At 66.6% G+C, this 13,079-nt stretch carries 11 protein-coding genes; 8 read left to right on the plus strand and 3 right to left on the minus strand.

What is annotated here, in order from left to right:
* From Q4E95_RS07715 to Q4E95_RS07725, 3 genes are all read left to right on the plus strand, one after another.
* On the plus strand, positions 1 to 661 hold a 661-nt coding region (locus Q4E95_RS07715), incomplete at its 5' end, for a hypothetical protein (protein WP_303382746.1).
* Between the two features lie 41 nt (positions 662 to 702).
* Entirely contained in the window at positions 703 to 1,371 is a 669-nt protein-coding gene (locus Q4E95_RS07720) for a class F sortase (protein WP_303382747.1), read from the plus strand.
* 53 nt (positions 1,372 to 1,424) lie between these two features.
* On the plus strand, positions 1,425 to 2,309 hold the full coding sequence (locus Q4E95_RS07725) for an SDR family oxidoreductase (RefSeq protein WP_303382748.1): 885 nt from the start codon (positions 1,425 to 1,427) through the stop codon (positions 2,307 to 2,309).
* A gap of 81 nt (positions 2,310 to 2,390) precedes the next feature.
* Here the strand turns inward: Q4E95_RS07725 and Q4E95_RS07730 are convergent, their stop codons facing one another.
* Entirely contained in the window at positions 2,391 to 3,662 is a 1,272-nt protein-coding gene (locus Q4E95_RS07730; RefSeq protein WP_303382749.1) for an MFS transporter, read from the minus strand.
* Positions 3,663 to 3,752: 90 nt separating this feature from the next.
* Positions 3,753 to 5,327 carry a molybdopterin-dependent oxidoreductase gene (locus tag Q4E95_RS07735; RefSeq protein ID WP_303382750.1) on the minus strand — a complete coding sequence of 525 codons (1,575 nt, stop codon included), beginning with the start codon at positions 5,325 to 5,327 and terminating at the stop codon, positions 3,753 to 3,755.
* A 315-nt stretch (positions 5,328 to 5,642) separates the two neighbouring features.
* Between Q4E95_RS07735 and Q4E95_RS07740 the strand changes: the two genes are divergently transcribed.
* The 5 genes from Q4E95_RS07740 to Q4E95_RS07760 all read left to right on the plus strand — a co-directional run bounded on the left by Q4E95_RS07740 (position 5,643) and on the right by Q4E95_RS07760 (position 12,382).
* Positions 5,643 to 7,250 (plus strand): AMP-binding protein, encoded by a 1,608-nt coding sequence (locus Q4E95_RS07740; protein WP_303382751.1) that lies wholly within the window; start codon positions 5,643 to 5,645, stop codon positions 7,248 to 7,250.
* A gap of 60 nt (positions 7,251 to 7,310) precedes the next feature.
* Positions 7,311 to 7,760 (plus strand): acyl-CoA thioesterase, encoded by a 450-nt coding sequence (locus Q4E95_RS07745; RefSeq protein WP_303382752.1) that lies wholly within the window; start codon positions 7,311 to 7,313, stop codon positions 7,758 to 7,760.
* Entirely contained in the window at positions 7,757 to 8,671 is a 915-nt protein-coding gene (locus Q4E95_RS07750; protein WP_303382753.1) for an SMP-30/gluconolactonase/LRE family protein, read from the plus strand. Before Q4E95_RS07745 ends, Q4E95_RS07750 begins: the two co-directional genes overlap by 4 nt.
* Before the next feature lie 150 nt (positions 8,672 to 8,821).
* On the plus strand, positions 8,822 to 11,563 hold the full coding sequence (locus tag Q4E95_RS07755; RefSeq protein ID WP_303382754.1) for an aminotransferase class I/II-fold pyridoxal phosphate-dependent enzyme: 2,742 nt from the start codon (positions 8,822 to 8,824) through the stop codon (positions 11,561 to 11,563).
* 51 nt (positions 11,564 to 11,614) lie between these two features.
* Complete coding sequence (locus Q4E95_RS07760) at positions 11,615 to 12,382, plus strand: TetR/AcrR family transcriptional regulator (RefSeq protein WP_303382755.1); 768 nt, start codon at positions 11,615 to 11,617, stop codon at positions 12,380 to 12,382.
* On the opposite strand, the gene Q4E95_RS07765 is transcribed toward Q4E95_RS07760, so the two are convergent.
* Positions 12,346 to 12,900, minus strand: a complete 555-nt coding sequence (locus Q4E95_RS07765) for a GNAT family N-acetyltransferase (RefSeq protein WP_303382756.1) — start codon at positions 12,898 to 12,900, stop codon at positions 12,346 to 12,348. The genes Q4E95_RS07760 and Q4E95_RS07765 overlap by 37 nt on opposite strands.
* Positions 12,901 to 13,079 lie beyond the last annotated feature (179 nt).

Below are 13,079 nucleotides of genomic sequence, written 5' to 3' on the forward strand. Positions count from 1 at the left end.
GAACACCATGAACAACTCCGGCACCACAGGTGAGGCCATGGTCGACGTTCACGGCAACCAGGCCACCGTCACGGTCAACGTCACCGGTGCCGCGGAGACCTTCATGGACGGGCCGTTCCCGCACGCCCAGCACATCCACATCAGCGCTCAGGGTGTCTGCCCGCCGGCCACCGCCGACACCGACGGCGACGGCGTGGTCAGCACACCCGAGGGCCATCCGTTCTACGGTCACATCGGTACGTCCCTGACGACCGAGGGTGACACGAGTGCCGATTCCGCCCTGGCCGTGGACCGCTTCCCCGGCGGTAGCTCCTACACCTATGAGCGGACCTTCGATCTCAATGCGGAGACCGCTCAGTCCTTGAAGGACGGCACCGCGGTTGTGGTCGTCCACGGTGTGGACCCGGCGAAGATGCCGGCCGCTGCGGCTGAGAAGATGTCCAGTCTGGATCCTAAGTTGCCTCTGGCCGCGACCCTGCCGGCCGCGTGCGGCACCTTGGGGGCATCGCAGATGGAGGCCATGCCGGACGGCGGAGCCGACACCGGCGTGGAGACGGACACGAACACCGGTGCGACAGTTGGAATCGCCGCGGCCGGTGTCGGTGCCATGGCGCTGGCCGCCTCCGGAATGTTCGTGGCTCACCGCCGCGCCCGGAGCTGACCGATTCGAATGCCGATCCGGCACTAAGGAGTTTGACTCCCATGACGGGTTCGAGCAAAGATCGCCGCGCAGGCCTGATGGCTTGCGCGGCGATCGCTGCCCTCTTCACCTTCACCGGCTGCACCGCCGACGCCGCTCCGGAGGCCGGGGCTGCCGGTGATGTCCCCGTGGCGTCGGGCAGCCCCACGGCAGCCACGCCGGTCCCCAGCCCCACGGGCGCATCGGCAGTCGCTTCCGGGCCCGCACAAAAGGTACTGGCCGCATCGGACCCGCAGTCCCTGTCGATCCCGGCCACCGACACCACGTCCGAACTACTGCACCTGGGCTTGCGCGAGGACGGCTCCCTGGAGGTCCCACCGGAGCCTCCCGGGTCCCCGGCCGGCTGGTACGACGGCTCACCCACACCCGGCGAGCGGGGCCCGGCCGTGTTGCTCGGCCACGTCAACGCCACGGGCGGTGGCCCCGGAGTCTTTGCAGACCTGCGCCAACTGCGTGCCGGGGACACCATTGAAGTTGCCCGGCAGGACGGGACCACCGCTACATTCACGGTCGATCGCGGGGAGGCCTACGCGAAGGACGAATTCCCCACCCTGAAGGTCTACGGCAACACCCCGGGGGCCGAGCTGCGGCTGATCACCTGCGACGGCTACGATCCCGCCACCGGTAACTTCGGGGACAACTACGTGGTGTACGCCACTCTCACCACGTGAACCTGCAAGGGCGGCGCTGGTATCCCGGGAAATGATCCTGGAAGGATGGGGCCATGAGCGTTTCGCGAGCGGCACTTCCGCTGTCCGGGCAAACCGCGCTTGTCACCGGGGTGTCACGACGCCGCGGGATCGGGTTCGCCGTGGCCCGCGCCTTCGCTCGGTTGGGCGCCAGCGTGTTCATCCACCACTACGGCCCGCACGACGAGGACCAGCCGTGGGGCGCGGACGACCTGAGCGGCGTCGTCGGCGAAGTGCGGGCCGAACTCACCGAGGGTGCCGTGCTGGGCGAGAAGAGCGCGGACCTGCAGGACACGGGGCAAATCCAGTCGCTCATCGACGCCGCGCACGCGCTCACCGGCTCCCTGGACATTCTGGTGTGCAATCACGCCAAGAGCGGCGGAGACGGGTCCATTCTGGACATGACGCCCGAGGCGCTGGACGCGTTTTGGACCACGAACACTCGCTCCACCCTGTTGCTGACGCGAGCCTTCGCGCTGCTGAAGGCCGACGCACCCACCGAGGCCGCGCGTCCCGGTGATCGAGTGCGGACCGATCAAGGTCCGAAATTCACCAAACCGACCGGTCGCGTGTTTTGGATGACCTCGGGGCAGGGGCACGGGCCCATGCGAGGCGAAGTCGCCTATGCCACGAGTAAGGCCGCGCTCGCGGGTGTGACCGCCACCGTGGCCGCGGAACTGCTCGAACTGGGTATCGTGCTCAACACCGTGAATCCCGGCCCGGTGGACACCGGTTACCTGTCTCCCGATGCCACGGACCGTTCCCTCGACGGCATCCAGGAGTTGCTGGCTCGCCAGCCGTTCGGGCGCTTCGGTCGCCCCAATGATCCGGCCAACCTCATCAGCTGGCTCGCCACGGACGATGGCGCGTGGATCGTCGGTCAGGTGCTCACCTCGGACGGCGGGTTCTATCTGGGATGATTCCGGGTGGGATGCCCCTGGCGAGCCATCTGGTGCGGCCTTACTGCGGAGTAGGACGGCCTACCGTGCAGTAAGGCAGGATCAGATGGCGGCGCGGGTGACGCGAGTGGCGCGGAGAGTTTTCGCCGCCACCACCGTCACCACCAGTACCGCCGCCAGGAACACCAGGCCCAGCCCGGAGAAACCGACCAATGCCAGGATCGGCCCCGCCATCGCCCCGCCCAGAGCGCCGCACAAGTTCATGACCAGGTCCGAGGTGCCCTGCAGCCCCGGCCGGTCCTGCACCGGAACGGATTCCGTGACCATGGTGGAGCCCGCCACGGTGGACGCGGACCAACCGAGACCCAGCAAGATCAGGGCGGTCAGCACCAGGGTCTGGTTTTCTGCGCCCAAGAACGTGAGCAACAGTGCGACGGCGAAAATCGCCTGTCCCAAAAGTACGGTCTGCGCGCGGCCCATTTTGTCCGCGAGCCACCCGAAAACGGGGGACAGCGCATACATACCGGCCACGTGCAGGCTGATGGTGAGCCCCACGAGCGACAGAGCGGCACCGTGGCTGGTCAGGTGCACGGGCGTCATGGACATCACCGCCACCATCACGGCGTGGGAGAGCGCCACGATCAGGACAGCCCGGCGAGCAGCCGGAACGGAACGTAGACTCCCGAATCCACCGGCGGGACCGGGCTTGTTCTTGATGGCGGCACCCCGGGCGAGTGCGAGTTTGAGCGGGTCCGGGCGCAGCCCCAGGAAATAGACCGCCGCACCCAGGACCTGTGCGGCCATGGCAATCAGGAACCCACCGGTGAACTGGGGAAGTCCGAGGGCCCGGCCCAGGAGCTCACTGGGTTCGAAGAGGTTGGGTCCCACCACGGAACCAATCGTGGTGGACCACACGATCAAAGACAGATCCCGGGCACGAGTCTTCTGCGGGGCCAGGTCCGTTGCGGCGAAGCGGGACTGCAAATTCAGCGCAATGCCCGCACCCTGTAACCCCATGCCGAGCAACAGCAGGGGAAGCGATCCGAGAACCGCGGCCGTGATAATCACGGACGCACCAAGAATTGCCACCAGTGCTCCGGTGGTCAGCGAGATCCGCCGCCCCCGCCGCTGGGCGAGGCGGGCCAATGGAATGGCCAGGATTGCCGCGCCCAGGGTGTTCATGGTGGCCGCCAGCCCGGACAGCGCACTGGAACCGGAGACCTCGCTCACCAGGAGTGCACCCAGTGCCAAGGTGGCGCCCACGCCCAGCCCGCCCAAGATCTGTCCGGTGGCAAGCACGATCAGCACCTTGCGGTGTAACCGGGTACTACCCTCGGGGGGCCTCATGGAGTGTGTGGGCGAAGAAGTGGCCATGCAGGCATCATGACCGATCACGGGCCGGCGCGCATCCACGTGGCCGGATCACAGCCACGTGCTCGACGCACCCACCCGGTGAGCGGGTGATCAGGAGCGCACGGTGAAGACCCGCTCGTGCCAGCCCGAGGAACCGTTGGGGTCGGGACGTGCCTGCTCCGAGGTCTGCACCTGACCGTCCGCGTCCACGGCTCTGACCTCGGCGGTATGGGAACCGGCTGGAAGATCGGTGACGCGCACGGACCACTGCCGCCAGGTGTCTTCGGACGGCACCGCGGCGAGGGTCGCGTCCCTCCATTCCCCGCCGTCCACCCGCACCTGAACCGCGGTGATTCCCGTGTTCTGGGCCCACGCGCTGCCCGCGAGGGTCGTGTCGGGGTCCACGCTCGCGTTTTCTCGGGGGACGTCGATACGCGAGGACATCTTGATGGGCCCCTCCGCGGACCAACCCCGGGGCGTCCAGTAGCCTTCGGCCTGGTCAAAGCGGGTGACCTCGAGATCCACGAGCCATTTGGTCGCGGAGACGTACCCGTAGAGACCCGAAACCACCATGCGCACCGGATAGCCGTGCTCGAAGGGCAGCGGCTCTCCGTTCATGGTCACGGCAAGCATGGCGGTGCGGTTTTCGTCCATGAGGGCGCTCAGGGGTGTCCCGGCCGTGAAACCGTCCTCGGACGTCGAGAGCACCATGTCCGCGTCCGGGCTCACTCCGGCCTCCGCGAGCACTTCTCGCAACGGCACACCGGTCCACACGGCGTTTCCCACGAGGTCACCGCCCACCTGATTGGACACGCACGCGAGCGTCACCGTGCGTTCGTGCAGCGGACGCCCGATGAGGTCGTCGAAGGTCAGCTCGATCTCCCGGTCCACCATCCCGTGGATGCGCAGCCGCCACTGGCTCACGTCGAGATGGGGGACGCTCAGTGCGGTGTCGATCCGGTAGAAGTCCTCGACGGGGGTCAACCACGGCTCGGTGCCGGCGACTGGCACCTGGGTCCCGGCGGGGATGGCCTCGCGAGCGACCGGGGCAGGGATGCTCAGCGCGGCGCGCATGTCGGGGACTTTCCGGGCCGCCGACACCGCCCATCGCCCCACTGCGCCCGCGACCACGCCCAGGGTCAGTGCTCCCGCGGACAGCTGGAGGAATTTACGGCGATCCAGCGGGTCATCGGCCGCGGGCGCTGCCGCACGGCCACCCGCGTAGCTGAGGAATGCGAGGCCGACGCCGGTGCCGACAACGACGGGGACGGCGTTGACCGCGTCCGTGCCCGTTCGGGTCATCACGGCGACCAGCCCGACCAGCCCCAGCGCGGCGAGGACCGCGATACCCGTGCGGCGCCGTCTCCGCTCCGCGATGCCGACCAGCAATCCCAGTACCACGAGCCCCACGGCCATCATCACGAACAGGAAAATCTTGTCACCGGTGCCGAACACGGCGATCACGGTGTCCTTGACGGGCGCGGGGACAGAGTCCACCACGACTCCGCCCACCGCGGTCAGGGGGGACCCCAAGGGCCCGGTCAGCCACGCGAAGAATTCGGCGATCCCCACGGCCAGCGCGGTCGCGGCCACGCCCAGCAACTGCCAGGCACCGGTGAAGCTGCGGTGCATGATCGCCGGAGCGGCTGCGTCGGCAGAATCCGTGCGGCGTGAGGACGAGGGCATGTCACCAAGGATATGCGGCAACGGCCCAGACTCCTCGTGCCCGTGCCCTGCGAGACGTCGGGCGGTCATCGGCCGTGGGTCGTGGTTCGAGGCGATCCAGGCGGAGCAGAACAGCGCGTCTTTCAGCCGGTTGTTGCCCGAGCGGACGGAGGAACTTCCCGCGGATCGAGGATGCTCACACGGCAACGGGACGAATCAGTACGTTTCCGATATCAAAGCCCGGTTCCGGAACGTCATGGGTGTTGCTACCGTGAGGTGCATCACTCGTTGATAACATCAACGATGGAGATTGTCCTCTATTTCAGGAGATCATCCGTGTCCCACCCGGTCAACATCAATCCCGTCCGCGGCCTGCTCTTCAACCAGCGGTACAGTCGCGACCTGGCGGCCGTGATTTACGAGGGCCGCACCTTCAGCTACGACGAGTTCGCGGCCAATGCGCGCGAACTCGCGGCGAGCCTGGCGGCGTCGGGCGTGGGTGAAGGCGACCGCGTGGTGTACCTGGGCCTGAACTCCGAAATGTTCCTGCGCACCATGTTTGCCACCTGGTGGCTGGGCGGTGTTTTCGAGCCGCTCAATTTCCGCCTTGCCCCGCGCGAGGTCGGCGAGCTCCTGGTACGTTCCGCACCTCGCGTGATGATCGTAGAACCCGGTCACGTCCCGGTGGTCGACGCCGCCCTGGGCACCCAGGACTCCGCCGGCCAGGAAAATCCGGGGTGGCCTTTCCGGACCGAAACCGTCCTGATCGATGACGATCCCGCGGCGCCGCTCAACGCCGGCCTCGAAGTCGCCGAGCACTGGATCCCGCTGAGTGGTTTTGTGCAGCGGGCGGAGGGCACCGAACTCGGCGAACCGGTGGAGACCACGGACGACACCCTGGCGATCCTCATGTTCACCTCCGGCACCACGGGTAAGCCCAAAGGGGTGGGACTGAGCCACGGCAATATTTTCTGGAACGCGTTCAACGTGGATTCACTCGTGGACACCCGCCGCAGGGACATCAACTACGCCGTGGCGCCCTTGTTCCACATTGGTGCGCTCAACTCGTTCACGGTCCGTGCGTTGGTGCGCGGCAACACCACGGTGGTCCGCCGCGGGTTCGTGCCGTCTCAGGTGCTCGCGGACATCGAGAACTACGGCGTGAATAGCGCCTTCTTCGTCCCGGCCATGTTGCTCGCGCTGACCCACGATCCCGAGTTCGAGGGATCCACACTGGACTCCCTGCGCGCCCTGATTTGCGCCGGTGCCCCGGTGCCGCCCGTGGTGATCTCCTTGTTCGAGTCCAAGCACGTGCCCGTCCAGCAGGCGTGGGGTCTGACGGAGACCGCCCCGTTCGCGACCTACCTGCCCACCGAACTCACCTATGAGAAGGCAGGTTCGGCGGGTATGCCCATGCTGTACACCGAGGTGCGGATCGTGGACCCGGGCACGGGTGAGCCCGTTACCGAACCCGACACGCGCGGCGAACTGTGGGTGCGCGGGCCCAACGTCACCACCGGGTACTGGGAGGACGAGGGCGCCACCGCCGCAGCCTTCACGGACGGTTGGTTCCACACCGGGGACATCGGCTATCGCGATCCGGACGGTTACTACTACATCGTGGATCGCCTCAAGGACATGATCATCACCGGAGGGGAGAACGTGTACCCCGCGGAAATCGAACGAGTTCTGGCCGAGCACCCGGACATCTCGGACGCAGCGGTGGTGGGAGCCCCGGACGAGGAGTGGGGTGAGCGCATCGTGGCCGTCCTGCAGCCGCAACCCGGGCACGAGGTTCCGTCCATCGCGGAGCTTCGACAGTTCTGCAGTGACCGCCTGGCGCGCTATAAACTCCCCAAGGACCTGGTCACCGTGGCAGAAGTGCCCCGCAACGGTTCCGGAAAGCTCGACAAGGTGGCCATCCGCCAGTTGGTCCGAGGCTGAGAAACGACGACGACGCCCGAAACCCGCGACCTTGCCGCGCGAGCTCACTAAGCTGAACTTATGCAGCCGAACACGGACATCACATTCCGCACCCGAAAATGGGTCAAGCCCGAAGATCTCAACGCCAACGGCACCCTGTTCGGCGGGTCGCTGTTGCGCTGGATCGACGAGGAAGCCGCGATCTACGCGATTGTGCAGCTGGGCAATCAGCGCGCGGTGACCAAGTACATGTCCGAGATCGAGTTCGTGTCCTCCGCCGTGCAGGGCGACATCATCGAGATGGGCCTGTCCGCCACCAAGTTCGGCCGCACGTCGCTGACCATGCGCGCGCAGGTGCGGAACATGATCACGCGCGAGCTGATTCTGAGCATCGACAAGATCGTGTTCGTGAACCTGGACAAGCAAGGCCGCCCCACCCCGCACGGGTACACGGAGATCACCTACGACCGCGACCGCATTCCCACCACGGCGGTACCGATCGTCCAAGAGCTACGCAGGTCCGAGCGATGAACCGGCTCAGCGCGCAGCGGCTGACGCCCAGCTGGGTCTACCACGGCGAGGGCCCCTGCTGGAGCCCCGAGTGGGGTGGCCTGGCGTGGGTGGACATGCTCGCCGGGGACATTCTCACGTTCGGTCGTGACGAGCAGCCGCGCAGGCAGCACGTGGGATCCGTGGCGGCGTGCGTGCGCCCGCGCGTCAATGGCGGCCAGATCATTGCCGTGGAGCGGGGGGTGCTCCTCACGGACGCCGCCGGCAATCCCGAGCAGGAAATCACTCTGTGGACATCACCGGAGATTCGGATGAACGAGGGCGGGATCGCCCCGGACGGCACCTTTTACATCGGGTCCATGGCCTACGACCAGTCCGATGGCTCGGCCACGCTCTACCGGGTCTCACCGGACCTGGACTGGGAACCGGTGCTCGAGAACGTCACGATCTCCAACGGCATCGCGTGGTCCCCGGACGGTTCGCTCGCGTATTACAACGACACCCCCACGGGAGAGGTCTCGGTCTTCGACTGGTCCGCGGCGAGCGGCCTGCACAATCGCCGCACCTTCGTCTCACCGGTTGTCGACGACGACGCCGCGGCCGGCGCCTGGGACGACGACGAAGAGTACGAACCCGCCAGCGTGTCGGCCAACCCGGACGGGCTGACGGTGGACTCGGACGGGGCCGTCTGGGTAGCGCTCAACGGTGCCGGGCAGGTCCATCGCTACCTCCCGGACGGCACCCTGGACACCGTGGTGAGCGTGGGAGCCAAGCAGACCACCGCGTGCACACTGGGCGGTCAGGACCTGCGCACCCTGTACATCACCACCTCGCGCGAGAACCTGCCGAACGACGTGCAGCCCACCGCCGGTTCCTTGTATTCGGTGCGCGTGGCGGCTCCCGGCCAACCCGCGGGACGGTTCGCGGGCTGACGTCGGCCGGCTGACTCACGACAACCGAGGCCGGTCCCTGAGACTGACTCGCGGTCGCAATCTGTTATGTTCCGCGAGCCCCCACCGGGCCGGACATAGGATGAACGTTCAAGAGTTCAGCGCAGGCGATGGAGCAAGCGGAGGCATTCCATGGATACACCGGCCACGGACCACCAGGGTCAGAACAATCGTCGGGGGAGTGCCGCGGGAATCCTTGAACCGGACCCCGGAATGCCCGCCAGCACCTGGCGGTTGCGCAGCGACGCCTGGGAGTACCTGCGGTTCGCCATGAAACGGATTGCACTCGGCAACGAGGACAAGGAAGCCCTCGCCGCGGACAGCGAACTCCGGCGCTCTCTGCGCGCCCTTGAAACCGTGGAGATGTACTGGGCCGGATTCGGTCAGCGCTACGTCGCCGCCATCCGGGAGATGCTGGAACAGGGCGATTACCACATGGCCCTCGAACGGATCGGCAAGGTCGTCAACCGGCTCCGCGGTGACACCGTGCCGGACACGACCCGCGATGACTTCGCAGACGATTCGGAGAACTCGGACCTGCTGGTCGACACCGACCCGCGTCCCCGGTTCGAAGTTCTGATCGTGGACGAGAGCACCCCCGCGGACCGTGACGGCCTGCGCACCGAGGGCCTGCGGTTGCGCTCCTCCGCCGATGACTTCATTTACGAGTACGTGATCGTGCCCTCCGCGGATGATGCCGTGGCCGCGGTCCTGACCAACCCCAATATTCTCGCGTGCGTTGTCCGCCCAGGATTCAGCGAGCGCTCCCGGCAGCCGTTGAGCCGCGATCTCAAGAGCTCCATTGAGATGGCGCGCAACCTGGTGAGCCCGGAATCGGCCTCCGCCCGCACCCCGCTCGCATCCATTCAACGAGTGCTCCGCCTGGCCGACACCCTCGCCGCGCTGCGCCCCGAGATGGACCTGTACCTCATGGCGGGCGCGCACATCGAGGGCCTCTCCGGTGCCTTGACCCATCGCTTCCGCCGTGTGTTCCGGCGCGAGGACAAGTTGGAGCTGCACCTCACGTTGCTGCGCAGGGTGTCCCACCTGTACGACACCCCGTTCTTCTCCGCGGTCCAGGAGCATGCCCGCCGCCCGGTGGGTGTGTTCCACGCCCTGCCGATTGCCCGCGGTGGTTCGGTGGTGGGCTCCAAGTGGATCAAGGACCTCCTGGACTTCTACGGGTTGAACCTGCTGCTGGCCGAGACCTCGGCGACCTCCGGTGGCTTGGATTCGCTCCTGGCCCCGGTGCACACGTTGAAGAAGGCCCAGGAACTTGCGGCCCGCGCCTACGGCGCCAAGCACACGTTCTTCGTGACCAACGGAACCTCGACCGCCAACAAGATCGTGCATCAGGCGCTGTTGTCACCCAATGACGTGGTGCTCGTGGACCGCAACTGTCATAAGTCCCATCACCACGCGGTGGTGCTCACCGGCGCTCGCCCCGCGTATTTGGAGGCTTACCCGCGCAACGAGTTCGCGTTCTACGGTGCGGTGCCGCTGTCGCGCATCAAGCAGTTGCTGCTGGATTATCGCGCCCAGGGGCGCCTGGACGAGGTTCAGCTGGTCACGCTCACCAACTGCACCTTCGACGGCATCGTTTACGACCCCGAGCGGGTCATGGCGGAGTGTCTGGCCATCAAGCCTGACCTGGTTTTCCTATGGGACGAGGCCTGGTTCGCCTTCGCGACCTTCCATCCGGTGACGCGACGCCGTACCGCCATGTGGGCGGCCACCCATCTCAAGGAACGGATGGGCACAAGGGCCCACCAGATCGCCTACCGCGAGCAGCAGAAGCGGCTCTTCGACGAGCAGGGCAACCCCGCGCCGGACGAGGTCTGGTTGCAGGAGCGACTGATCCCCGCCCCGGACGTCAAGATTCGCGTGTACGCGACCCAGTCCACGCACAAGACCCTCACCGCGCTGCGGCAGGGGTCCATGATCCACGTCCACGACGACGAGTGGGTGCGCGAGGCAGAAGAACCCTTCCACGAGGCGTACATGACGCACACCTCCACCTCGCCCAACTACCAGATCCTCACGTCCCTGGACATCGGGCGTCGGCAGGTGGAGTTGGAGGGCTACGAGCTCGTGCAGCGACAGTTGGATCTGGCCACGAGCCTGTCCCAGGCCATTGCTCGGCACCCGCTGCTGCGCCGCACCTTCCGTGTGCTCACCGCCCACGACCTGGTGCCGCAGGAGAATCGTGAGGTGGGCCGTCCCATGCCGTTGCGTGACGGCCTGGCCAGCATGTGGGAAGCGTGGACCACGGACGAGTTCGTGGTCGACCCCAGCCGGATCACCATTGAGATCAGCCGGACCGGCGTGGACGGTGACACGTTCAAGCACGACCTGCTCATGGACCGCTACGGCATCCAGGTCAACAAGACCAGCCGGAACACCGTGCTGTTCATGACCAACATTGGCACCTCGCGCAGCGCGATCGCGTATCTCGTGGAGGTGCTCGTGAAGCTCGCTCAGCGTTTCGAGGACGAGAGCTCCCAGCTCGATCCCGAGATCGCAGCGAAGGTCGATGACACACCCATGCCGCCGCTGCCCGACTTCAGTTCATTCGCGGACGGATACGCGACCGATGGGCAATTGCCGGACGGTGACATGCGCGCCGCGTTCTTCAAGGGTCAGCGCCGCACGTCGGTGGAGCACGTGGGCCACGAGGAACTGCGCGAGCGAGTGGCCAGCGGTGAGAAGCCCGTCTCTGCCGGCTTCGTGACTCCTTACCCGCCCGGTTTCCCGGTGTTGGTGCCGGGCCAGGTGATCTCCCCGGACGTCCTGGATTTCATGGCCGTGTTGGACACCCGTGAGATCCACGGTTACGACCCGCGCAAGGGCTATCGCGTCCTGCGGGACTCGTAGGCGTCCGCCGCGCAAGCGCTTGCACGGACTACCATCTCGGCAGGAGGCCAGATGAGTATCGCACCCGGGGCGACCGGCGACGTCGTCACCCAGGCAATCCGCTTATTGGCCGCGCAGGGTTACCACGCGACCACCGTGGATCAACTGGCGCAGGCCACGGGGGTCAGCCGCGCCACGTTCTTTCGCAAGTACGGGTCCAAGGAAGACATTGTCTTCGCGGATCACGCCTCCAACTTGGAACGCCTCGAGCAGCTGTTGAACCGGCCGGGCCTCACACCGCAGGCGGGACTGGCGGAGGGCGTTCAACTCGTGTTCCGGCACAATCTTGATTACGCGGACCGGGCCGTTGCCCGGCATCACCTGCTGCAGGACGTGGAATCCCTCCGGGACAGGGAGCTGGCCACGTCACATCGCTACGAGCGCCTGTTCCAGGGGTTCCTGCGCGGGGCGCTCCCCGAGAACGCGGATCAGCGCGTCACCGCAGTGTCCCTGGCCTCGGCCACGGTGGCCGTGCACAACGCCTATTTGCGCACGTGGCTGAGGGATCCGCAGGCCAACAACGGTGAACAGCTCGCCGCGGGCCTCAACCAGCGCATCGGCTGGCTGTGCACGGCGTTCGGTCTGTCACCGGGGGCTGGGCGCCTTGCAAGTGTGCCGCGCCAACCCGAGGCGGCGGCGTCGGCCTCGCCGGTGGTTGTCGTGCTCCAGGAAGGCGCTGATCCTCGGGAGGCGGCGGAGCAGACGGCGCGTTCGGTCTATGAGGCGCTGGTTACCGCCCGGGGTCAGTCGAGATTGCGCTCGGAGACCAACACCGCGTAGATCAGTTCATCGCGCCACTCGCCCAGTTGGAAGTGGCTTTCGCGCAGGGTGGCCTCATGTCGCATACCGATGCGCTCGCACACCTTGGCCGAGGCAACATTGAGGCTGTCCAGGCGCGCGAAGACGCGATGCGCCCCCAATCTTTGGAAGGCGGCCTCCACGGCCGCGCGCGCGGCCTCCGCAGCGTAGCCCCTGCCCGTATGGTCCGGGTGCAGCGCCCAGCCGATTTCGACCTGGGAGGCCTCGGCATCGGCGAGTGTCAGCACGATCTCCCCGGCCAGCTCGTCCGTATCGTGCGGTGACACGGCAAGACGAATCTGGTCCCCGTCCTCGGACCAGCGGCGCTCACCCGTGTGGTCCTTGGCCATGCCGATGACATCGTCCATGTTTCGCGGTCCACGCCACGCGTGCACGGCGTAGTCCTCGCGGGACTGGTAGGAGTGCATCGGCTCAATATCCGCCTCGGTGAGCCGGCGGAACGTCAGGCGCTGTGAGCGCAGGGGCAGCACGGTTTTCATCCCGTTCAGCCTATCGACCGTGCACCCTGGTAAGCCGCCCCGAATGACACGCAATATCTTGACGTGAGACGCAGTCTCAGGGCACTCTGGGGGATGATGATGTGGCACGGACCACAACCCCTCAGTGCTCAGGAGTTCAGCGTGACCGAGACCAAGTTCCCCTCCACCGTGACCATTGG

Source organism: Kocuria sp., assembly GCF_030536815.1.
In the GTDB taxonomy this organism is placed as follows: domain Bacteria; phylum Actinomycetota; class Actinomycetes; order Actinomycetales; family Micrococcaceae; genus Kocuria; species Kocuria gwangalliensis.